The sequence below is a fragment of the Streptomyces sp. NPDC014656 genome, from assembly GCF_043084305.1.
Lineage (GTDB): Bacteria > Actinomycetota > Actinomycetes > Streptomycetales > Streptomycetaceae > Streptomyces.
The window spans coordinates 353,388-374,565 of sequence record NZ_JBIBZN010000001.1 but is presented as its reverse complement, the minus strand read 5'-3'; the positions used below and the strand labels follow the sequence as shown (position 1 = coordinate 374,565).

20 protein-coding genes are annotated in these 21,178 nt (G+C 74.4%); 16 read left to right on the top strand and 4 right to left on the bottom strand.

The window, feature by feature from the left end; genetic code table 11:
* The first annotated feature begins 14 nt into the window (after positions 1-14).
* The 13 genes from ACF1ED_RS01805 (at position 15) to ACF1ED_RS01745 (ending at position 13,349) form a co-directional block, all read left to right on the top strand.
* Positions 15-875, top strand: a complete 861-nt coding sequence (locus tag ACF1ED_RS01805; RefSeq protein WP_391756795.1) for a 2-keto-4-pentenoate hydratase — start codon at positions 15-17, stop codon at positions 873-875.
* Entirely contained in the window at positions 872-1,660 is a 789-nt protein-coding gene (locus ACF1ED_RS01800; RefSeq protein WP_391756400.1) for a 2-keto-4-pentenoate hydratase, read from the top strand. Before ACF1ED_RS01805 ends, ACF1ED_RS01800 begins: the two co-directional genes overlap by 4 nt.
* The gene (locus ACF1ED_RS01795; protein WP_391756399.1) at positions 1,657-2,076 is read left to right on the top strand and encodes a RidA family protein; all 420 of its coding nucleotides are present in this window, start codon (positions 1,657-1,659) and stop codon (positions 2,074-2,076) included. The genes ACF1ED_RS01800 and ACF1ED_RS01795 overlap by 4 nt, the downstream gene beginning before the upstream one ends.
* A complete protein-coding gene (locus ACF1ED_RS01790; protein ID WP_391756398.1) occupies positions 2,073-2,645 on the top strand; it encodes a 3-hydroxyanthranilate 3,4-dioxygenase in 573 nt (190 codons plus the stop codon). The genes ACF1ED_RS01795 and ACF1ED_RS01790 overlap by 4 nt, the downstream gene beginning before the upstream one ends.
* Positions 2,642-3,667, top strand: coding sequence for an amidohydrolase family protein (locus ACF1ED_RS01785; RefSeq protein WP_391756397.1), 1,026 nt, complete (start codon positions 2,642-2,644; stop codon positions 3,665-3,667). Before ACF1ED_RS01790 ends, ACF1ED_RS01785 begins: the two co-directional genes overlap by 4 nt.
* On the top strand, positions 3,661-4,896 hold the full coding sequence (kynU, locus tag ACF1ED_RS01780; RefSeq protein WP_391756396.1) for a kynureninase: 1,236 nt from the start codon (positions 3,661-3,663) through the stop codon (positions 4,894-4,896). The genes ACF1ED_RS01785 and kynU overlap by 7 nt, the downstream gene beginning before the upstream one ends.
* Before the next feature lie 58 nt (positions 4,897-4,954).
* Complete coding sequence (locus tag ACF1ED_RS01775) at positions 4,955-6,727, top strand: hypothetical protein (protein WP_391756395.1); 1,773 nt, start codon at positions 4,955-4,957, stop codon at positions 6,725-6,727.
* 78 nt (positions 6,728-6,805) lie between these two features.
* Positions 6,806-8,245, top strand: a complete 1,440-nt coding sequence (locus ACF1ED_RS01770; protein ID WP_391756394.1) for an amino acid permease — start codon at positions 6,806-6,808, stop codon at positions 8,243-8,245.
* A gap of 227 nt (positions 8,246-8,472) precedes the next feature.
* Complete coding sequence (locus ACF1ED_RS01765) at positions 8,473-9,024, top strand: RNA polymerase sigma factor (RefSeq protein ID WP_391756393.1); 552 nt, start codon at positions 8,473-8,475, stop codon at positions 9,022-9,024.
* Between the two features lie 66 nt (positions 9,025-9,090).
* Positions 9,091-9,432 carry a hypothetical protein gene (locus ACF1ED_RS01760; RefSeq protein ID WP_391756392.1) on the top strand — a complete coding sequence of 114 codons (342 nt, stop codon included), beginning with the start codon at positions 9,091-9,093 and terminating at the stop codon, positions 9,430-9,432.
* 280 nt (positions 9,433-9,712) lie between these two features.
* A complete protein-coding gene (locus tag ACF1ED_RS01755; protein ID WP_391756391.1) occupies positions 9,713-11,053 on the top strand; it encodes a discoidin domain-containing protein in 1,341 nt (446 codons plus the stop codon).
* Positions 11,053-12,348 (top strand): MFS transporter, encoded by a 1,296-nt coding sequence (locus ACF1ED_RS01750; protein ID WP_391756390.1) that lies wholly within the window; start codon positions 11,053-11,055, stop codon positions 12,346-12,348. The genes ACF1ED_RS01755 and ACF1ED_RS01750 overlap by 1 nt, the downstream gene beginning before the upstream one ends.
* Positions 12,349-12,350: 2 nt before the next feature.
* On the top strand, positions 12,351-13,349 hold the full coding sequence (locus ACF1ED_RS01745) for a TolB family protein (RefSeq protein WP_391756389.1): 999 nt from the start codon (positions 12,351-12,353) through the stop codon (positions 13,347-13,349).
* A gap of 62 nt (positions 13,350-13,411) precedes the next feature.
* On the opposite strand, the gene ACF1ED_RS01740 is transcribed toward ACF1ED_RS01745, so the two are convergent.
* Complete coding sequence (locus ACF1ED_RS01740) at positions 13,412-14,035, bottom strand: LysE/ArgO family amino acid transporter (RefSeq protein ID WP_391756388.1); 624 nt, start codon at positions 14,033-14,035, stop codon at positions 13,412-13,414.
* Between the two features lie 80 nt (positions 14,036-14,115).
* Between ACF1ED_RS01740 and ACF1ED_RS01735 the strand changes: the two genes are divergently transcribed.
* Positions 14,116-15,060: a LysR family transcriptional regulator ArgP gene (locus tag ACF1ED_RS01735; RefSeq protein ID WP_391756387.1), complete on the top strand. Its 945-nt coding sequence runs from the start codon at positions 14,116-14,118 to the stop codon at positions 15,058-15,060.
* A 7-nt stretch (positions 15,061-15,067) separates the two neighbouring features.
* Here the strand turns inward: ACF1ED_RS01735 and ACF1ED_RS01730 are convergent, their stop codons facing one another.
* The 3 genes from ACF1ED_RS01730 to ACF1ED_RS01720 form a co-directional block, all read right to left on the bottom strand.
* Positions 15,068-16,333, bottom strand: a complete 1,266-nt coding sequence (locus ACF1ED_RS01730; RefSeq protein ID WP_391756386.1) for an acyltransferase — start codon at positions 16,331-16,333, stop codon at positions 15,068-15,070.
* A gap of 2 nt (positions 16,334-16,335) precedes the next feature.
* Entirely contained in the window at positions 16,336-18,411 is a 2,076-nt protein-coding gene (locus tag ACF1ED_RS01725; RefSeq protein ID WP_391756794.1) for a bifunctional polysaccharide deacetylase/glycosyltransferase family 2 protein, read from the bottom strand.
* Between the two features lie 231 nt (positions 18,412-18,642).
* Positions 18,643-18,879, bottom strand: a complete 237-nt coding sequence (locus ACF1ED_RS01720) for a hypothetical protein (protein WP_391756385.1) — start codon at positions 18,877-18,879, stop codon at positions 18,643-18,645.
* A 348-nt stretch (positions 18,880-19,227) separates the two neighbouring features.
* On the opposite strand from ACF1ED_RS01720, the gene ACF1ED_RS01715 reads away from it, so the two are divergent.
* Entirely contained in the window at positions 19,228-20,178 is a 951-nt protein-coding gene (locus ACF1ED_RS01715) for a glycoside hydrolase family 16 protein (protein ID WP_391756384.1), read from the top strand.
* Positions 20,179-20,406: 228 nt separating this feature from the next.
* On the top strand, positions 20,407-21,012 hold the full coding sequence (locus tag ACF1ED_RS01710) for a hypothetical protein (protein ID WP_391756383.1): 606 nt from the start codon (positions 20,407-20,409) through the stop codon (positions 21,010-21,012).
* The last annotated feature ends 166 nt before the right edge of the window (positions 21,013-21,178 follow it).

Below are 21,178 nucleotides of genomic sequence, written 5' to 3'. Positions count from 1 at the left end.
ACGGGCCCGTGCCCGTGCCCCGTGGTACGGCGACCCACCCGGCCGCGACCCGGCCCGCCGAGAGCCGCCCCACCGAGGCCGTGGAGGCCGCCGCCGCCCGCATCGAGGAGGCGTACCGCACCGGCGTCCCGTGCGCCCCCGTGCGGGAGTTGCTGCCGCCGGACGACCTGGACGCGGCCCACGCCGTCCAGTCCCTCGTGACCGGACGCCGGCTCGCCGCCGGCCGCCGGGTCACCGGCTGGAGGACCGGCCCGGCCCTCCCGGCGGAGCGGGACCCGCGCGGCGCCGGAGCCCCGCGCTCCGGCGTCCTGCTCGACGACACGGCGGTCCCGGACGGCGCCGAGATCCCCTGGGGCGCGGTGCTCCAGCCGTGGGCCGGGGCCGGGGTGGCCCTGGTCCTGGACCACGGCCTCGTCCACGAGCGGCACACGGTGGCCGACGTGATCCGGGCGGTCGCCTTCGCGCTGCCGGTGATCGAGGTGGCCGGCAGCCGGATCCGCGACTGGGACGTCACCGCCGTCGACGCCCTCGCCGACAACGCCTGCGGCGGCGCGTACGTCCTGGGCACCTGCCCCGTCCCGCTGCGCGGGACGGACCTGCGGACGGCGGGGACGGTGCTGGAGCGGCGGGGCGAGCCCGTCTCGACCGGCGCGGGCGCCGCCCCTCCCGGCCATCCGCTGCTCGCGGCGGTGCGGCTGGCCGACGCGCTGGTCCGGCGGGGGACGCCGCTGCGGGCCGGGAACACCGTCCTGACCGGCGCGCTCGGACCGCTGACGGCCGTGGCGCCCGGAGACGTGCTGGAGGCCCGGATCGACGGACTCGGCTCGGTGCGCGCGGCCTTCGGGCCCGCCGGGCCGGAAGGAGACGCACGATGAGCACGACGACGGTACCGGCCGGGACCCCGGCCGAGGACCTGGCCGGGGCACTGGACGCGGCGGCCCTGGAGGCCCGCCCGCTGCCCGGCGGCGGGAGCGGCCTCGCGGACGTCGCGGAGGCGTACGCGGTGCAGGAGGCGCTGGTCGCGCGGCGGCTGGCCCGCGGCGAGCGGCTCACCGGCGTGAAGCTGGGGTTCACCAGCCTCGCCAAGATGCGGCAGATGGGGGTGGCCGACCTGATCCACGGACGGCTGACGGACCGCATGGAGATCGCGGACGGCGGCCGGTGCGAGGTCGCCGGACTGATCCACCCCAGGGTCGAGCCGGAACTCGCCTTCCTCCTCGGCTCGGTCCTGGCCCCGGGCGGCGACCCTGCGGCGGCGGTCGCCGCGGTGGCGCCCGCCCTGGAGGTCATCGACTCCCGCTACGACGGCTTCCGCTTCTCCCTCCCCGAGGTGATCGCCGACAACACCTCCGCCGCGGCCTACGCGGTCGGGCCGTGGACCGCGCCCCGCGACCTGGGCGGCCTCGGCGCGCTCGGCAACCTCGGGGTGCTCCTGGAGCTGGACGGGCGCCCGGCCGGGACCGGCTCCACCGCCGCGATCCTCGGGCACCCGCTGCGCGCGCTGGCCGCCGCGGCCCGGCTCGCCGGCCCGCTCGCCGCCGGCACGGTGATCCTCGCGGGCGCGGCCACCGCCGCCGTGCCCCTGCCGCCCGGCACCCATGTGCGCGCCACGGTCGCCCGCCTCGGCCACGTCTCCGTCACCACCGGGGAGGCGGCGTGATCGTCCCCGGAGCAGCCCCGCCGCGCGGCCGCTTCCCGCACCTGAGGCGCGCGGGCGACCTGGTCTTCGTGTCCGGTACGAGCTCCCGCCGCCCGGACGGCGGCTTCGCCGGCGCGAGCGCCGACCCGATGGGCGTGACGGACCTCGACATCCGGGTCCAGACCCGGGCGGTGCTCGACAACATCGCGAGCCTGCTGGCGGCGGCGGGCGGCGGTCTCGGCGACCTCGTGTCGGTGACCGCGTACCTGGTCAGCATGAACGACTTCGGCGGCTACAACGAGGTCTACGCCGAGTACTTCGACGAGACCGGCCCGGCCCGCACCACCGTCGCCGTCCACCAACTCCCCCACCCCCACCTGCTGATCGAGATCAGCGCGGTGGCCCACCTCCCGCAGAGCGAGGAACAGCGCCGATGACGATGAGACCGTTCAACCTCCACGCCTGGATCGACGAGCACCGGCACCTGCTGAGGCCGCCGGTCGGCAACGTCCAGATCTGGCGGGACGCCGACCTGATGGTGACCGTCGTCGGCGGCCCCAACCGCCGCACCGACTTCCACGACGACCCGATCGAGGAGTTCTTCTACCAGCTCAAGGGCGACATGGTGCTGCGCGTCATGGAGGAGGAGGGCCGGCCGCCGCGCGACCTCCACATCCGCGAGGGCGACGTCTTCCTCGCCCCGGCCCACCTGCGGCACTCCCCGCAGCGACCGGAGGAGGACAGCATCGGCCTGGTCGTCGAGTTCGCCCGCCCGCGCGGCAGCCTCGACGCCTTCGAGTGGTACTGCCTGGAGTGCCACCACCTGGTGCACCGCAGCGAGGTCCAGCTCACCTCGATCGTCGACGACCTCCCGCCGCTCTTCGGCGCCTTCTACGCCGACGAGGCCGCCCGCGCCTGCGGCCGCTGCGGCGCGCTCCACCCCGGCCGCGACTGGCCGGAGGAACTGCGCCCGCGCACCCGCCGCGACGGGGCGGGCGGCGCATGACCGTCGTCGACGTCCACGCGCACGTCTTCCCCGCGCTCGGCCGCGCCGAGTCCCGCCGGCTCACCGGCTCCGACGACGGCCCCTGGCTGCGCACCACCGACGGGCCCGACGCCGGGATGATGATGGCCGGCGCCACCGAGTACCGGCCGGTGCGGCGCACCCTGTGGGACCCGGCCGCCCGCGTCGCCGACCTCGACCGGCTCGGCGTCGACGTCCAGGTCCTCTCCAGCACCCCGCTGCTCTTCGGCTACGGCCTGGAGCCCGGGCGCGCCGCCGACTGGTGCCGCACCGTCAACGCCCACCTGCTGGAGTACGCCGCCCACGCCCCCGACCGGCTGGCCCCGCTGTGCCAGGTGCCGCTCCAGTCCACCGAGGCGGCCTGCGAGACGCTGAGCGAGGCGGTGCGGCAGGGCTTCCGCGGCGTCCACATCGGCAACCACCTGGGCGACCGCGACCTCGACGACGGGGCGCTGACCGAGTTCCTGACGCACTGCGCGCACGAGGGCGCGGCCGTCCTCGTCCACCCGTGGGACCTGCCGTCCGGGCCGCGCCACGCGCGGTACATGCTGGCCTGGCTGGCGGGCATGGCGGGCGAGACCCATCTGACGATCCTGTCGCTGATCCTCTCCGGGGCCTTCGAGCGCCTCCCGTCCTCGCTGCGGCTCCTCTTCGCGCACGGCGGCGGCAGCTTCCCGTACCTGCTGGGCCGGGCCGACAACGCCTGGCACCGGCGCGACCTCGTCCGGGCCGACAGCCCGCACCCTCCGTCGCACTACACCGACCGGTTCTCCGTCGACTCGGCCGTCTTCGACCCCGGGGCGCTGCGCCTGCTCGTGGACGTGATGGGCGCGGAGCGGGTGCTGCTCGGCTCCGACCACCCCTTCCCGCTCGGCGAGGAGGAGATCGGCCGGCTGGTGCGCGACAGCGCCCTCACCGACCGCGAGAAGACCGCCGTCCTCGGCGGCAACGCCGTCCGCTTCTTCGGACTGAACCGGCTGCCGGAAGGAGCCCCCGCATGCTGACCGAGCGTGCCGCCGCGCTGGACGCGGCCGACCCCCTCGCCGCCGTCCGCTCCCGCTTCCTGCTCCCGGAGGGGGTGGTCTACCTGGACGGGAACTCGCTGGGGGCGCTGCCCGCCGCCGTCCCGGCCGTCGTCGAGGACGCCGTGCACCGCCAGTGGGGCACCGACCTGATCCGCTCCTGGAACGCCAACGGCTGGTGGGAGGCACCGGCCAGGACCGGGGACGCCGTCGGCCGGCTGATCGGCGCCGCGCCGGGGCAGGTCGTCGCCGGGGACTCCACGAGCGTCCAGCTGTTCAACACCCTCCTCGCGGCCGCCCGGCTGCGGCCCGGACGCCGGCTGCTGCTGACCGACCCCGACCACTTCCCCACCGACCAGTACGTCGCCGACTCGGTGGGCCGCCTCCTCGGCCTCGACGTCCGCCGGGTGCCGGCCCGGGAGGCCGCCGCCGTGCTGGCCACCGAGGGCGCGGACGTGGCCGTCGCCGCGTACGCGCCGGTGGACTACCGCACCGGCGAGCTGTACGACATGGCCGCGCTCACGGCCGCCGCGCACGCCGCAGGCGCCCTGGCGCACTGGGACCTCTGCCACGCGGCGGGCGCGCTGCCGGTCGGTCTCGACGCGATCGGGGCGGACTTCGCGGTCGGCTGCGGCTACAAGTACCTGTCCGGCGGGCCCGGCGCACCGGCCTTCGCCTATGTCGCCGCCCGCCACCAGGACGGCTTCGACCAGCCGCTGACCGGCTGGCACGGGCACGCCGAACCCTTCGCGATGTCCGGCACGTACGCCCCCGGGCCGGGCATCGGCAGGGCCAGGATCGGCACGCCCGCGCTGCTGTCCCTGCTCGCCCTGGAGGCCGCGCTCACCGCCTTCGACGGGGTGGAGATGGCCGAGGTGCGCCGCAAGAGCCTGTCGCTGACCGGCTTCTTCCAGGAGTGCGCCGACTCCCTCCTCGACGGCCTCGGCTTCGCCTCCGTCACCCCGCGCGACCCGGCGCGCCGGGGCAGCCAGGCCGCGCTGCGGCACCCGGAGGCGTACCCGCTCGTCGCCGCGCTCACCGCCCGGGGCGTGATCGGCGACATGCGCGCCCCGGACCTGCTCCGCTTCGGCTTCAACGCGCTGTACGTCACGCACGCCGACGTCCTGCGCGCCGTCGAGGAGTTGAGGGACATCACGGTCTCCGGCGCCCACCGGGCCCCCGAGTTCCGCGAGCGCCCGACCGTCACCTGAGCCCCCCACCCCACAGCACCGCTCCCTCCCCCGCGTACGTCTCCGAAAGGACCGTCCCATGCGCTCCACCCGCAGAAACGCGGCGCTCGCCGCCGCCGTCGCCGCCGCCGCGACGGCCACGCTGCTCGTCCCCGGGGTCTCCGGCGCCACCGCCGGGGCCGCCGGTCCGGCTGCCGGCGACCCGGACGTCCGCGCCGTCTGCGCCGACCGCCGGCCGGAGCAGGCCGACCCCGGCGCGTACGGCATGCAGCTCGACGGCACCTTCCGGCACCCCTCGCTCACCCCGGTCGACGAGGAGTCCGAGCACCCCTTCCCGGGCCGCCGGGCGGAGTACGACACCCGGTCGTACATCAAGAACATGAAGGTCGAAGCGGCCTACGAGGGCGCCGACTTCACCCCGGACTACTTCCACACCTGGCAGAACGTCGTCGACTTCGACGGGCGCCGCTACCTCTTCCAGTACGACCGCTCCGAGGGCCGCGTCTACGACATCACCGACGTCAGGAAGGTGAAGGTCGTCGAGAAGCTGAGCCGCGAGGACGTCGGCGGCGACGAGACCCGGGCCAACGGCGACTGGGCGGCGCACGACTACTGGGGCGCGTCCACCGTCCAGTGGAGCGAGAAGCTGGACGCCTACGTGATGGTCCAGAGCTTCGAGAGCAGGCGGCAGATCTCCGAACTCTCCGACCACCCGCCCCTCGACAAGTACAACAACCCGGACGGCGTGCGGAAGCTGCGGGAGAAGCCGGGGCTGAAGGGCTTCAAGGTCTACCGGCTGGACGGGCCGCGCAAGAAGGACTGGAAGCTGCTCGCGACGGTCTCCACCGACGCCACCCAGGCCGACCCGCTCCGCTCCGACCCGGCGGCCGCGCAGCAGGGCTCCGGCTCGATCGACGTGCCCCACTGGGCGGGCGGGCGGTACATGTTCATCGCCACGGCGCCGGACGACACCTACTCCGGCACCGAGTACCCGACCAACCTGCACTCGGCCGGCTACCAGTCCTGGGACATGTCCGACCCGGCCCGCCCCCGGCTCCTCGACACCTGGCACCTGCCGGGCCAGCGCACCGGCGAGGACGCCGCCTACCGGAAGAACCCGCGCTGTGGCAACCGCACCAGCTGGATGGGCGCCCGGATGCCGCTCTTCCTCCCCAAGCCCGTGGAGAAGGGCGGGCGTTACGCCTTCGCCGCGATGGGCGGCTACGGCCTGACGGTCCTGGACGTGTCCGATCCCTCCGACCTGAGGACGGTCTCCCACCTGGACCTCCCGGCGTCGGTGGCGGGCACGGAGGGGGACAACATCGACGTCTCCCAGTACGAGGAGACCGGGATGATCTACTACTCCGGCTACCCGCTCACCGAGGACTGCTACGAGCCCTACAAGGACGTCTACCAGATCGACGTCCGCGACCCCGCCCGCCCTCGCGTGGTCGGCGCCCTCCCCCGCCCCGTCCCGCCGCGGACGGCCGGCTTCGCCGACTACTGCCAGCGCCGGGGCAGTTTCGGGCCCAAGCGGACCGGCTACTACACCAACCCGGGCCGCCACGACGCCGGGCTCCTCGGCTACGGCTTCTACAACGCGGGCGTGCAGTTCTTCGACGTCTCCGACCCGGCCCGGCCCGAGATCGCCGCGTACTTCGTGCCCAAGGCGTACGGCCGGGACACGGCGGACTACGCGTACGGCAACCAGACCCACGGGGTCTACGTGGAGTGGGACCGCAACATCGCCTGGGCGCTGACCAACCACGGCATCTACGCCCTGTCGTCGAAGGTCCTGGGCAAGCCCGACCTCGACCGGCCCGCGAAGCCGTTCCGCACCAGCGAGTTCTGAGCCCCCTCCCCCGCGCTCCCTCGCTCCTTCCCCCTCCCTCTCCCTCCTGTTCCCGTCCCCCGGAAGGGTCCCTCCGTCATGCCCGCATCCAGCGACTCCGCAGGACTGGTCCGCTCGCTCACCCACCGCCAGACCACCATGATCGGACTGGGCTCCGCGCTCGGCACCGGTCTCTTCCTCGGCTCCGGGACGGCGATATCCGTCGCCGGGCCGGCCGTGATCGTCTCGTACGCGATCGGGGCGGTGCTGGTGGCCGTCATCGCCGTGCTGCTCGGCGAGATGTCCGCCGCCCACCCCGTGCCGGGCTCGTTCGGCACCGTCGCGCACCGCTACCTCGGCCCGTGGGCCGGCTTCCTCAGCCGGTGGCTGTACTGGTTCAGCGCGGTCGTGGTCATCGGCACGGAGGTCGTCGCCTCCGCGCTGTACATCCGGTGGTGGTGGCCCGGCGTGCCGATGTCGCTGGCCATCGTGGCGATCGCCGGGATCGTCCTCGCGGTCAACGTCATCAGCGTGAAGTCCTTCGGCACCACGGAGTTCTGGCTCTCCACCGTCAAGGTGGTGGCGCTGTGCGCCTTCGTGCTCTGCGCCGCGCTGCTGGTCTTCTTCGGCCTGCCCGACACCGAGGCCACCGGCCTCGCCCACCTCACCGACGACGGCGGCTTCCTCCCGCACGGCGCCGAGGCCGTCTGGATCGGCATGTCCGTGGTGATGTTCGCGTACGCCGGCTTCGAGGTCGTCGCCATCGCCTCCGCCGAGGCCGCCGACCCGCAGCGCGCCGTCCGGACCGCGATGCGCCAGCTGGCCTGGCGGCTCGCCTTCTTCTACCTCCTCTCCATCACCCTGGTCCTGGCGCTGATCCCGTGGCGCAGACTCGCCGCGGGCGACGGCAGCGTCGAGGCCAGCCCCTTCGTGCGGGTCTTCTCGGAGATCGGCGTGCCCGCCGCGGCGACCGTCACCAACGCGGTCGTCCTCATCGCCGCCATGTCCGCCGCCAACGCCCACCTGTACGGCGCGTCCCGGCTGCTGCACTCGCTCGGCGCAGACGGCCTCGCCCCGGCGCCGATGGCCCGGCTCAGCCGGCGCGGGGTCCCCGCCCCCGCCCTGGCCGCGTCCACCCTGGGCATCGCGGTGGCCGCCCTGCTCGCCTTCCACGACGTCAGCGGGCTCTTCGGGATCCTGATGTCGATCGCCCTCTTCGCCGTCCTGATGGTGTGGCTGCTGATCCTCGCCTCGTACGTGGCCTTCCGCCGGCACCGGAACGCGCACCCGGAGGAGTTCACCGGCTTCACCGTGCCGGCCGGCGACAAGCTCGCCGTCGTCGCCGGGGCCGGGGTCCTCGCCGTCGCCGCGACCGCCGTGGAGGTCCCCGACATGCGGCAGGCGGCCGGCATCGGCCTCGCCTTCACCGCCGTCCTCCTGGTCTGTCACGCCCTGACCCGCGCCCGCCGGGCGGCCCGCGGCGGGCGGCCCGACGCCTCCCCGGTCTCCCCGGCGGCCCCCGCCGGGGAAAGGCCCTAGAAGATTTCCGCGCCGGGGCGAATCCTCCGCGGGGTCCCCCGTCTCTTATCCGCGTACCGGCCGCACGGGCCGGTACCGCCGGAAGGAGACATCATGCTGATCACCGCCCTCGTCGTCGTCGGGGTCCTGCTCGTCGGAGCGTGCGGCTGGCACCTGACGCGGCGGTACCGGAGCCGCACCTGATCCGCGCCCGCCCACGGGAACCCGCAGAGCACGAGGAAGAGCCCATGAACCGACCCTTCTCCTGGCCGGACGAACGCCTGGTCAGAGCCGCCCAGGAGGGCGACACCGCCTCGCTGACCACCGTCGTCGCGGAATCGCAGCCGCACGTGCGGAAGTTCGCCCGCTCGCTGTGCGCCTCCCCGCAGGACGCGGAGGACGCGGCGCAGGAGGCCCTGATCATCCTCTACCGGAAGATCGGCACCCTGCGGGCGACGGGGGCGCTCGCCTCGTGGATGTTCCGCATCGTGCGCAACGAATGCCTCCGGCAGGTCCGGCTGCTCGTGTCGCGGCCCGAGGAGCCGGTGGCGGCCGGACCCGAGGGCGCCGCGGAGCCGTCCGCCGAGGAGGCGGTCCTGCACCGGCTGGAAGCACGGCGAATCGCCGCCGCCCTCGGGGCCCTGCCCCGGGAGCAGCGGCAGGTGCTGATCATGCGGGACGTGCAGGGCCTGCCCGGCAGGACCGTCGCCCACGCGCTCGGCCTGAGCAACGCGGCGATGAAGTCCCGGCTCCACCGGGCGCGCGCCGCCCTCCGCCACTCCCTGGCGACGACCGACTGAGCGACCGGGCCGGCCACCGGCCCGGGGGCCGAGCGACCCCCGCCCCGACGAAGGAGACCCGCGACCATGAACCCCCTCCCGACCCTCGACGCCGTCCGGGCCGCCGCCACCGAGAAGACGGCCCGGCCGGGCCCGGACTTCGCAAGCACGTCGGTCCCGCGCCACCTGGCGCGCGGCGCCCTCGGCTTCGGGCTGGTCATCGGCTCGGTCGCCCTGGTGCCGGTCGCCGGACCGGCCACCCTGCTGGCGGCCCCGCTGGCCCTGATCGCCTTCCGCGGGTGCCCCACCTGCTGGATGGTCGGCCTGGTCCAGACGATCTCCCGCGGCCGGCTGGAGCGCCGGTGCGCGGACGGCGCGTGCACCCTCGCCAAGGCGCACCCGCACCCCGGCGGAACGCCCGGCACCTGACGGCCCCGGACGGGCCGTCCGCAAGTCTGGTAGGAAACCTTACTATCCGCTAACATCCCGGCAGCGGCTCGGCGCGGCGCCCCCTTCCGAGGGGCGTGACGCGCTCAGTGAGAGCTCTGACCCGGCCGCCGAGCACCACCCCGTCGTGTGGCGCCCCGAACGCCACGCGGTCGGTCGTCCGCGCCCATGTCCCAGGGTGTTCGCCCTTGGGCGCGGACGGCCCACTCCGTGGTGCCCGTCACGGTGTCCAGCTCTCCCCCTCAGGCCAGGGAGCCCAGGTATGCGCCTGTACGCCTCCGCACCGCACCGCCGCACCACGACCCCCCTCTCCCTCGTCCTCGCCGCCGTGCTGCTGCTCGTCGGCGGGCTCCTCCTCGCCCTCCCGGACCGGGCGGGCGCCGCCGCCGACACCCTGATCTCCCAGGGGCGGCCGGCCACCTCGTCCTCCGTCGAGGACAGCACCTTCGGACCGGAGAAGGCCTTCGACGGCGTCTCCACCACCCGCTGGGCCAGCACCGAGGGCGTCGACCCGCAGTGGCTGCGCGTCGACCTCGGCCCCTCCGCCACCGTCTCCCGGGTCAAGCTCGTCTGGGAGGTGGCCTACGCCAAGGCGTACCGCGTCGAGATCTCCGCCGACGGCACCACCTGGACCCGCCTCGCCACCGAGACCGCGGGGAACGGCGGCACGGACGACTGGACCGGACTCACCGGCCAGGGCCGCTTCCTGCGCGTGTACGGGACCGCCCGCGGCACCTCGTACGGCTACTCGCTCTGGACGGTCGAGGTGTACGGCACGACCGGCACGACCACCCCGCCCACCGGCTCCTTCACGGTCGTCGCGGCCGGCGACATCGCCGCGCAGTGCACGGCCTCCAGCAGCTCCTGCGCCCACCCGAAGACGGCGGCCCTCGCCCAGCGGATCGCCCCGTCCTTCTACCTGACGATGGGTGACAACCAGTACGACGACGCCCTGCTCTCCGACTTCAAGAACTACTACGACAAGAGCTGGGGCGCCTTCAAGGCGAAGACCCGGCCCGTCCCGGGCAACCACGAGACGTACGACCCGGCGGGCCCGCTCGCGGGGTACAAGGCGTACTTCGGCTCGATCGCCTACCCGCAGGGCGAGCCCTACTACAGCTACGACCAGGGCAACTGGCACTTCGTCGCCCTCGACTCCAACTCCTTCGACGACCCCGCGCAGATCCAGTGGCTCAAGGACGACCTCGCCCGCACCACCAAGGGCTGCGTCGCCGCCTACTTCCACCACCCGCTGTACTCCTCCGGCGGCCACGGCAACGACCCGGTCTCCAAGCCCGTGTGGGACATCCTGTACGCCGCCAGGGCCGACCTGGTGCTCAACGGGCACGACCACCACTACGAGCGCTTCGCCCCGCAGGACCCCGCCGGGCGGGCCACCGCCGACGGCATGGTCGAGATCGTCGGCGGCATGGGCGGCGCCGAGCCGTACGACATCGAGACCGTCCAGCCGAACAGCCAGAAGCGGATCAGCGGCACCTACGGCGTGCTGAAGCTGGACCTCACCGACACCACCTACACCTGGCAGTACGTCGGCACGGACAACCAGGTCAAGGACTCCGCCCCGACCTACACCTGCCACTGATGTACCTCGCGACCACCGGTCGCCCCGACGCGCCGCCCGCCCCCTCGGGGGTCCGGCGGCGCGTCCCGGGCACCGTCCTCGCGCTCGGCGCGGTCAGCCTGGTCACCGACGTCTCCTCGGAGATGGTGACCGCCGTCCTGCCGCTCTACCTGGTCCTCGGACTCGGCCTCTCACCCCTCCAGTTCGGGCTGCTGGACGGTCTGTCGACCGGCGCCACCGCCCTGGTACGGCTCCTCGGCGGAGCCGCCGCCGACCGCGGCGGACGCCACAAGACGGTCGGCGGACTCGGCTACGCCCTCTCCGCCCTCTCCCGGCTCGGGCTGCTCCTCGCCGGCGGCGCGACCGGCTGGATCGCCGGCTCCCTCGCCGCCGACCGGCTCGGCAAGGGCGTCCGCACCGCCCCGCGCGACGCCCTGATCACCCTGCACAGCCCGCCCGAGGACCTGGGCCGCGCCTTCGGCGCCCACCGCGCGATGGACACCACCGGTGCCCTCCTCGGCCCCCTCGCCGCCTTCGCCCTGCTGTGGGCGACGGCCGACGCCTACGACGCCGTCTTCGCCGTCAGCTTCTGCGTCGGGTCCTTCGGCGTGCTGCTCTGGCTGCTGCTGGTCCCCGGCCGCGGCCGCCCCGCGCGCGTGGCACCGCCGGACGTCCCGCGCCCGCCACGCGCGCGTGGCGGGCTCCTGGGCGCGCCGCGCACGCCCGGCTACCGGCGGATCGTCCTGTGCGCCGGGCTCCTCGGGGCCGCCACCATCGGCGACTCCTTCGTCTACCTGCTGCTCCAGCGCCGGCTCGGCCTCGACGCGACCTGGTTCCCCTTCCTGCCGCTCGGCGCCGCCGCCGTCTTCCTGCTGCTCGCCGTGCCGGCCGGCCGGCTCGCCGACCGCCTGGGCCGGCGCGGCGCCCTGCTGTACGGCCACGGGGCGCTCCTCCTCGCCTACGGCCTGCTCCTGACCCCGCTGCCCGACGCCGCCGTCCTGCCGGGCGTCCTCGTCCTGCTGGGGGCGTTCTACGCGGCCACCGACGGCGTCCTCATGGCGCTGGCCGGCCCCTTCCTCGCCGAGGGGCGGCAGGCGGGCGGCCTGGCCGTCGTCCAGACCGTCCAGGCGCTCGCCCGGGTGGGCGCCGCCGTCGCCTTCGGCGCCCTGTGGACGGCGAGCGGCCCGGAGACCGCCCTGGTGGCCGCCCTCCTGGCGCTCGCCGCCGCCGTCTGCTGCTCCGCGCGCCTGCTGCCCCGGGGGCTCGCGGCCCCCGCCGGACCCGCCGCCCCCGAGCCCTCCGAGAGGACCGACTGACCATGCCCGCCCCGACCGGCGCCTCCCGCCGTACCCGCGTGTGGATCATCGTCCTCGCGCTCCTGCTGCTCGGCGGCGGTGCCACCGCCTACACCCTGCGGGCGGCCTCGGGCCACCGGGCCGCCGACCGCGCCGCCGATCCCGGCTTCACCCTGGACGGCGGCGGACCCGGCGCGTTCTACGTCCGGGACGCCCCGACCGGACGCGTCGCGCGCGTGGACCCGGCGGCGCCCGGCGGCCGGGTGGCCGCCGGGCCCGCCTGCGACCGCTTCCACGCGGCCGGGAACACCGCGCTGTGCCTCCAGCGGCGGCCGGGCGTCCCGGCCCGCTCGTACGCGATCGTGCTCGACCGGCGGCTCCGGGAGGTGCGCCGGGCGGGCCTGCCGGGCATCCCCAGCCGGGCCCGGGTCTCCGCCTCGGGGAACATGCTCGCCTGGACGATGTTCGCGACCGGCGACTCGTACGCCCGCTCGTCCTTCTCCACCCGCACTTCCGTGCTCGACCTGCGCACCGGCTACCTGGTGAAGAACATCGAGCAGATCCCGCTGACCCTCGGCGGGCGCCGCCACCACGCCCCCGACGTCAACTACTGGGGCGTCAGCTTCGCGGCCGACGACAACCGCTTCTACGCCACCGTCTCGACCGGCGGCCGCACCCACCTCGTCGAGGGCGACATGGCGAACTGGTCGGCCCGCGCCCTGCGCGAGAACGTCGAATGCCCGTCCCTCTCCCCCGACGGCACCCGGATCGCCTTCAAGAAGCGGGTCGCCGAAGGACCCCGCGAGCCCTGGCGGCTGTACGTCCTCGACCTGGCCACCGGCCGCGAACACCCGGTCGCGGAACGGCACGGCATCGACGACCAGGCCCTGTGGACGGACTCCGGCACCCTCGCCTACGGCCGGGGCGGGGACGTCTGGTCGGTCCCCGCCGACGGCACCGGCTCCCCCCGCCTCCTGGCCCGCGGCGCCTCCTCCCCGACCCTCGCGGCGCGCCCGTCCTGACCCGCCGGACCCCCGCCGAGGCCCCCCGGGCCGGGGCGCGGGCCCGGTCCGGCCGCCGCGGATCAGACGGTACGGGCCAGCAGCATGACGCCCATCGTGAGCATCGTGGCGGCCACGAGGGCGTCCAGGACGCGCCAGGCGGCGGGGCGGGAGAGGACGCCGCCGAGGAGGCGGGCGCCGTAGCCGAGGCCGGTGAACCAGGTCAGGCTCGCCAGCATCGCGCCGAGGCCGAAGACCCAGCGCAGCGAGCCCCGGTCGGCGGCGACGGAGCCGAGCAGCAGCACGGTGTCCAGGTAGACGTGCGGGTTGAGCCAGGTCATGGCCAGGCAGGTCAGCACGGCGGTGCGCGCCGAACCGGCCGCCGCGCCCTTCGTCGCGAGCGCCTCCCCCGCGGGGCGCAGGGCGCGGCGGGCGGCCAGGAGCCCGTAGCAGATCAGGAAGGCGCCGCCGGCGAGGCCGACCGCGGTCAGCCCGGCGGGCCAGGCGGTGACGACGGCTCCGAGGCCGGCCACGCCGAGGGCGATGAGGAGCGCGTCGGACGCCGCGCAGATGCCGACCACCGCGAGGACGGCCTGCCGGCGTGCGCCCTGGCGCAGGACGAAGGCGTTCTGCGCGCCGATGGCGACGATGAGGGACAGGCCCGTGCCGAATCCGGCGACGGCCGCCGGGATGATGCCGCTGTTCATGCGTCGACGCTACGAGCCGGACCCGTCTTCAGTACACCTAAAGATCCTTAGCCACATGAAGCCGTGCTTAAGGTGGGGGCATGGACGAGCTGCCCTTCGACCAGGTCCGCACGCTGCTCGCCGTCGTCGACGGGGGCACCTTCGACGCCGCCGCCGCGGCCCTGCACGTGACGCCCTCCGCCGTCAGCCAGCGCGTCAAGACGCTGGAGCGGCGCACCGGGCGGGTCCTGCTCACCCGCACCAAGCCGGTCCGGCCGACGGAGTCCGGGCAGGTGGTGGTGCGGTACGCGCGCCGGCTGGCCGCGCTGGAGCGGGACGCGCTGACGGAGCTGGGCATCGCGGGAGGGTCCGGCCCGGCCCGGCTGCCCATCGCGGTGAACGCGGACTCCCTGGCCACCTGGTTCCTGCCGGCCCTGACCCGGGTGCCGCAGGACCCTCCGGTCTGTTTCGAGCTGCACCGCGAGGACGAGGCGCACACGGCGGCCCTGCTGCGCGACGGACAGGTGATGGCGGCGGTGACGTCCTCGGCGGAGCCGGTCGCGGGCTGCACCGCGCGGCCCCTGGGCCTGGCGCGGTACCTGCCGGTGGCGAGCCCGCCGTTCGCGGCCCGGCACCTGTCGGGCGGGCCGCTGGAGCGCCTCCTGCCGGACGCGCCGGTGATCGCCTTCGACCGGCGCGACGAACTCCAGGACCGGTTCGTCCGCGCCCTCGCGTCCGGCACGCCGGGCGCGAGCGGGCTCCGGCACCTCGTGCCCACGTCGGAGGGCTTCTGCGACGCCGTCACCGCGGGCCTCGGCTGGGGCCTGGTCCCCGAGCCCCAGGCCGTGCCCCTGCTCCGCTCCGGCGCCCTCACGGAACTGGCGCCGGGCCGCCACCTGGACGTGCCCCTGTACTGGCAGCAGTGGAAGCTCGACGTCCCGGCCCTGGCCCTCACGGCCCGGACCGTCGCGGCGGCGGCCGCCGGGTCCCTCCACCCCCTGGCCCCTCCCGGCCCCGTCCTCACGGGCCGGGACGGCAGGGGGTGAACCCGCGTCAGGCGCCGGCCCGGCGCCTGCCCCGCACGCGGCGCGGGTACGGGAAGAGCCGCGGGGAGCGTTTCGCGGCCACGTCCTCGACCCAGCCGAAGACCAGCACCAGCAGTCCGATCAGGGGGACCGCCACCATCAGCGGGAACCACTGGCTGGCCAGCAGCCACCGGAAGTGCTCGTAGACGAAGCCGACGGACCAGAGGGGGTCGATCAGGGGGATGGCGGCCACCAGCGCGACCTGGTGCCAGAGGTAGACGCTGACGGCACGGCTGTTGAGCAGGCTGATCAGGCCGTTCCAGCGTTCCAGCGGCCGGGGCCACCGCTCCCAGGAGGGACTGACGTGCAGCAGGAGGGCGACGAAGCCGAAGGACCACAGGGCCTGGGCCACCGGCCAGCTCTCGATGTCGGTGTGCACGGTCGGATCGACCGGCCGGGTCTGGAGGTACCACCAGCCGGCCACCATGATCAGCGGCGCCACGGACGGCACGACGTACCGCGGGATCTTCCTGAGCAGGCCCTCCTGGTGGGCCATGCCGAGGATCCAGCAGGAGCCGAAGGTGGCGAAGTCGCTGGTGTTCTCCCAGACGCGGCCGTAGAGGAACTCCTGGTCGATGAAGAACGTGTGCATGACGATCACCAGGCCGAGCGGCGCGCACAGCGTCACCACCGGCATCCGCCGCAGCGCCCACAGCATCAGCGGTGACAGCAGGACGAACCAGAGGTACGCGCGGAGGTACCAGAGCGGGACGATGACCTGCACCGCCCAGCCCTGCCCCACGAGGTGGTCGAAGCCGTTCAGGGCCTCGGCGTACGGAGGGGTGCTCAGCGGCAGGATCCAGAAGAGCAGCTTGCCCCACCACCAGTCGGGGTGCCCCTCGGCGTCGGGCCCGTCGCCGTCGAGGATCTGGGCGGTGAGCAGGATCGCGCCGAACAGCCACATCGGCGGCAGCAGCCGGCGCAGGCGGCCCCGGATGACGCCGAGGGCGGGCCGGCTGAGGGAACGGGCCATCAGCAGCCCGGCCAGCGCGAACATCACGCCCATCGACGGGAAGACGACGGGCAGCCAGAACCAGCCGAAGTTGTGGTAGACCACCACGCGGACCAGCGCCAGGGCGCGCAGCAGGTCGAAGTAGCGGTCCCGGCCGCCCTTGGCCCTGGCCGGTGCCGTGGGGTCCGGCTCCGGATCGTGCGCCGGTTCCCGTCGGGGGGCGGCGGGGACGCGCAGCCGGAGGGTCTCGTGGGTGCCCACGGATTCGAAGGACGCGGTCATGGTCAGGCCTCCACCGGTGCGGCGACCTCGCCGGTGCGCCGGAGCTTCTGCCAGCGCAGCCGGCCGCCGGTCAGCGCCGTGATCACGGACTGCAGCAGGACGATGTACATCAGCTGCCGGTAGACCACCTGCTGGATCGGCAGGCTGATGAGGTGCAGGGGCTTCTCGCCGTCGAGCCGGAAGGCGTACCAGGACAGCGCGGCCTGGAGCAGGATGAAGCCGCCCCAGCCGGCGAGGGTGATCGGGGCGTCCGCGAACAGCACGCCGTACAGCAGGAACATGTCGACCAGCGGCGCGAGCAGCGGGGCGACCACGCCGAACATCACGACGAGCGGCAGTCCGAGCCGGCCGAAGCGTCCGGCCGGGCCGCGGGAGGTCACGGCGCGGCGGTGCTTCCACATCGCCTGCATGCTGCCGTAGCTCCAGCGGTACCGCTGGGACCAGAGCTGCTGGAGGCTGGCGGGGGCCTCGGTCCAGGCGCGGGCGCGCTCGGCGTAGACGATCCGCCAGCCGTCGCAGAGCACCGCCATGGTGATGTCGGTGTCCTCGGCGAGGGTGTCGTCGCTCATCCCGCCGACCCGCCGCAGGGCCTCCTTGCGGAAGGCGCCGACCGCGCCGGGGATGGTCGGGATGACGTTGAGCATGTCGTACATCCGGCGGTCCAGGTTGTGGCCGAGGACGTACTCGATGTGCTGCCAGGCTCCGATCAGGCTCTCGCGGTTGCCGACCTTGGCGTTGCCCGCGACCGCGCCGATCGTCCGGTCGCCGAAGGGCTGGACCAGCTCGCGCACGGTGGACGGCTCGAAGACGGTGTCGCCGTCCATCATCACGACGATGTCGTACGACGCGGCCGCGATGCCGGTGTTGAGCGCGCTGGACTTGCCGCCGTTGGGCTGGCGGATCAGCCGGACGAAGGGCAGGGCCATCGCCTCGACGATGTCCGCCGTGCCGTCCGTGGAGCCGTCGTCGACGACGATGACCTCGATCGGGTAGTCACTGGCGGCCAGCGAGTTGAGGGTGTTCGCGATGCACTCGCGTTCGTTGTAGGCCGGGACGAGGACGGTCACCGGCTCGGTGACGGGCGGTCCCCACGCGTCCCGCCGCCGGGAGCGCCGGGCGTGGAGGGGCGCGAGGACGAGCATCAGCGCGAACCGTCCGAAGTTGAGGAAGCCGACGACGGCCAGCAGCGCGACCAGCACCGGCAGGGTGAGCACGGCGGCCTGGCTGGCCCAGATGAACCCCTTGCCCGCCCACAGCCGGTAGCCGTCCACCGGCACGGTGGCGTCGGTGGCGCCGAGCGCCTCGGAGACGGTGGCGAAGCGGTAGCCCTCGCCCTGCAGCCTGTCGATGATCTTCTCGAGCGCGGCGAGGGTCTCGGTGCGGTCGCCGCCCGCGTCGTGCAGCAGGACCAGCGCGCCCGCGCCGGGCTTGCGCGGCATCGCCGCCTCGACGATCGCGTCGACGCCGGGATGCTTCCAGTCGTCGGTGTCGCGGTCGATGAACGCGGTGAGGTAGCCGCGGGAACCCACGTACTTGATGACCGGGTAGTTCCAGTCGTCGAGCGCCGAGGCCTCGGAGGAGTACGGCGGGCGGAACAGCGCGCTGTGGACGCCCGCGACGCCGGCCAGCGCCAGCTGCGTCTGCGCCAGCTCCCAGCTGATCCGGGCCTCGGACTGGTACGCCAGATCGGGGTGGGTGAAGGTGTGCACGCCGATCTCGTGGCCGCCCGCGACGATCTGCCGGATGAGCTCCGGGTGGCGCGTGGTCATCGCGCCGGTCACGAAGAAGACCGCGTGGATGTCGCGGGCCGCGAGCACGTCCAGGATCTTCGGGGTCCACTCCGGCGAGGGGCCGTCGTCGAAGCTCAGGACCACGGTGCGGTCGGGGACCCGGTAGCTCACCGGGTGCTCGTTCCTGTCGCCGCGCGCGTCGATGATCGGCCCGCCCTTGAGCAGGGTCTCCGGCACGGTCGTCTTGTCGACCGAGGTCGCGATCCGGGTGTCGTGGAACGCCTCGTTGGTGGCGAGGCCGCGGAGGACGAGGAGCGCGAGCAGGCAGGCCAGCAGGGACAGCGGCATGAAGAAGCGCAGCGGCGGCGCGGCCAGTCGGCGCGGTCTCAGCAGGGACTGCCGGCGGCGCTGGTGGCGGGACAAGGGCGCTCCTGGAGATGGGTGGTGCGGACGATCAGGCGGGCCCGGCCGGCCCGCGGGCGCCGCTCCGGGCGGCACGGCGGTCGCGGCGCGCCGTGGGGCGTCGCGGGGTTCGGCGCGGGGCCGGACTTCTCGGTCGGGTCTCGCGGACCGCGCCCTCTAGGGCCAGAAGGGAGGCAGGGGTCCGCTGGTGGGCAGGTACGCGGGCTTCGGCGGAATCTCCATCGCCGGCGCGTCGGACTGCATGCCGATCAGGCTGCCGCCCATGGCGGCCGCCAGGATCGCGCCGACCACGGAGACCGGCCAGCCGAGGCGGCGGAACAGGCGGCTGCGCAGACCCGACTGGTCGACGAACACCGGTGCCGGAACGGGCTCCTGGGGGCTGGATTCGGCCACGCCGGGTGGTGCCGGGTACGCCGGTTCACGCCCGAAGGATGTGGAGGCTCGGCGCATCTCGTGTGGCCTTTTTGTGCAGGGATGTAAACGGCTGAAGCGTAGAGCGGACCGTATCGAATCCCGCCGGGCGATTGGTGCGCGATATCCGGTTTTGACATGATCCGATCGAATGTCGTAACCGGATCGGTATGTCGGCGGACACCTCCCGGCTGCCGGCCGGCCGGCTCCGGCACACACGGCGGGATGGCCGAAACCCTTCGCTAGGATGACGCCTCCATTCCCGTGATCAGCGTGCGGCCCCCTCCGAGGGGCGCGCCCAGCCATCGCCCCACTCCCCGAGGAGCCCGCGTGAGCCAGCCCCGCCGCACCCCTCGTCGCCGCGCGTGGACGGCGCTCACGCTGCCCGTCCTCCTGTGCGCACTCGCCGCGTGTGCCGCCGACCCCGTGGCCGGCGGGGACACCGACGCCGCGGGGCCCGCGCGGGACGCCTCGCCCACGCCCACCGGACCGCCCGGCACCCTGTTCGACGACTTCGACTACACCGGCGCCGACGACCCCTCCCTCGCCGCGCACGGCTGGGAGATCCGTACCGGCGGGGGCGGCCCGGGGATCAAGGACACCTGGAGCGCCGACGGCGCCGCCTTCCCCGCCGACCCGGCGGCCGAGGGGGGCAAGGTCCTGCGGCTGCGCTCCTCCACCGACGGCACCGCGCGGGGCACCACGCAGACCGAGGTCCACACCACGGGCCGGAACTTCTTCACGGGGACCTTCGCCGCCCGGGTCCACCTCAGCGACGACCCCACGAGCGGCCGCGACGGCGACCACGTCGTCCAGACCTTCTTCCCGATCTCCCCCTCGGACTCCTCGGAGAACTACAGCGAACTCGACTTCGAGTACCTGCCGAACGGCGGCTGGGGTTCGGTGGGTCCGCGGCTCGACAACGTCAGCTGGTACAAGGCAGACCCGCCGGACCGGGTCCACAAGACCCTCCAGCGGCGCCTCGGGGGCTGGCACACCATGGTGATCACCGCCATGGACGGGAAGGTCACCTACTCCCTGGACGGCGAGAAGCTGTTCACCAGCTCCGGCAAGTACGTCCCGCGCGAGCGGATGGACATCCACTTCAGCAACTGGCTCATCGACCTCCCCTTCACCGGCGGCCCGCGCACCTGGGACATGAAGGTCGACTGGGTCTACCACAAGGCCGACGAGGCCCTCTCCCGGGCGGACGTCCAGAAGGCGGTGGACGGCTTCCACGGCGCCGGCACCGCCTACGTCAACACCGTCCCGAAGCCCTGACCCCCTCCGCCGCGGACCGCGGCGGAGGGTGCTTCACGACCACGAGGCGTCCGTTCCCGGACCCTCAAGGTCCGGTGTCCGGGTGGCGCACGCGGGGGCACGGCCCCTCGTGGTGCGGACGTTTGACCGTGAGAAGCGGTGGAAGAGCTGATTCCGACCACCGGTCGGCCGGGGCGCGGTGGGGGCGGCCGGACTTTCCCGCCGCCACGACTCGAACGGAGCCCTCCGTTGCGCTTCTACGCCCAGACGCCCGCACGGCGGAGCCGCCAGGTGCTCGTGGACCTGGTCGCCGTGGCCCTGATCGCCGCGGCGGTGTGGGGGGCCCTCGCCGTCGGCGGGGCGATCACGCTGCTGGCCGAACCGGGGCGGAAGGTGGAGAGTTCCGGCGACGGCCTCGCCAGGGAGCTCGACCGGGCGGGGGACGCGGCGTCGGACGTGCCGCTCGTCGGTGACCTCCTGGAGAAGCCGCTGCGGTCCGCGGCCGACGCCGGTTCGGGGTTCGCCGACGCGGGCGCGTCGTTCCAGGAGACCGTCGGCCAGGTCGCCGATGTCGTCACGGCCGCCCTCATCGTCGTCCCGGTGCTCTTCGTCCTGCTGCTGTGGCTCCCGCCGCGCCTGCTCTGGGTCCGCCGGAGCAGCACCCTGCGCCGTCTCGCCGGGGCTCCCGGGGGCGCCGATCTGCTCGCCCTGCGCGCCCTCACCGGGCCTCCGGGCGCGCTGGACGGGCTCCCGGTGCCGCCCGGCGGATGGGCCGACGCCTGGCGCCGGGGGGACCAGCGGGCCATCACCGACCTCAGCGCGGTCGCGCTCGAACGCGCCGGGCTCCGGCCTTGAGGCGGCCGGCGGTCGGTGTCCGGCCGCAGGCGGCCGGGCCGGGTGAGCACGGTGGCCTCGTTCCGCAGCCCCGGTGGAGGCGATACTGACCGGGTGGGCGCCCCGCCGTCGCGCCGGTCGCGGGACCGGCCGGTGGGGTCCGCCCCGTCGACGTCTGCGAGGGGAG

What these genes read in the sequence shown, in the direction of transcription:
- ACF1ED_RS01800 (WP_391756400.1), top strand. Translation starts at nt 872, where the DNA reads ATGAGCACGACGACGGTACCGGCCGGGACCCCGGCCGAGGACCTGGCC.
- ACF1ED_RS01790 (WP_391756398.1), top strand. Translation starts at nt 2,073, where the DNA reads ATGACGATGAGACCGTTCAACCTCCACGCCTGGATCGACGAGCACCGG.
- ACF1ED_RS01785 (WP_391756397.1), top strand. Translation starts at nt 2,642, where the DNA reads ATGACCGTCGTCGACGTCCACGCGCACGTCTTCCCCGCGCTCGGCCGC.
- kynU (WP_391756396.1), top strand. Translation starts at nt 3,661, where the DNA reads ATGCTGACCGAGCGTGCCGCCGCGCTGGACGCGGCCGACCCCCTCGCC.
- ACF1ED_RS01775 (WP_391756395.1), top strand. Translation starts at nt 4,955, where the DNA reads ATGCGCTCCACCCGCAGAAACGCGGCGCTCGCCGCCGCCGTCGCCGCC.
- ACF1ED_RS01770 (WP_391756394.1), top strand. Translation starts at nt 6,806, where the DNA reads ATGCCCGCATCCAGCGACTCCGCAGGACTGGTCCGCTCGCTCACCCAC.
- ACF1ED_RS01765 (WP_391756393.1), top strand. Translation starts at nt 8,473, where the DNA reads ATGAACCGACCCTTCTCCTGGCCGGACGAACGCCTGGTCAGAGCCGCC.
- ACF1ED_RS01760 (WP_391756392.1), top strand. Translation starts at nt 9,091, where the DNA reads ATGAACCCCCTCCCGACCCTCGACGCCGTCCGGGCCGCCGCCACCGAG.
- ACF1ED_RS01755 (WP_391756391.1), top strand. Translation starts at nt 9,713, where the DNA reads ATGCGCCTGTACGCCTCCGCACCGCACCGCCGCACCACGACCCCCCTC.
- ACF1ED_RS01750 (WP_391756390.1), top strand. Translation starts at nt 11,053, where the DNA reads ATGTACCTCGCGACCACCGGTCGCCCCGACGCGCCGCCCGCCCCCTCG.
- ACF1ED_RS01745 (WP_391756389.1), top strand. Translation starts at nt 12,351, where the DNA reads ATGCCCGCCCCGACCGGCGCCTCCCGCCGTACCCGCGTGTGGATCATC.
- ACF1ED_RS01740 (WP_391756388.1), bottom strand. Translation starts at nt 14,035, where the DNA reads ATGAACAGCGGCATCATCCCGGCGGCCGTCGCCGGATTCGGCACGGGC.
- ACF1ED_RS01735 (WP_391756387.1), top strand. Translation starts at nt 14,116, where the DNA reads ATGGACGAGCTGCCCTTCGACCAGGTCCGCACGCTGCTCGCCGTCGTC.
- ACF1ED_RS01730 (WP_391756386.1), bottom strand. Translation starts at nt 16,333, where the DNA reads ATGACCGCGTCCTTCGAATCCGTGGGCACCCACGAGACCCTCCGGCTG.
- ACF1ED_RS01725 (WP_391756794.1), bottom strand. Translation starts at nt 18,411, where the DNA reads ATGCCGCTGTCCCTGCTGGCCTGCCTGCTCGCGCTCCTCGTCCTCCGC.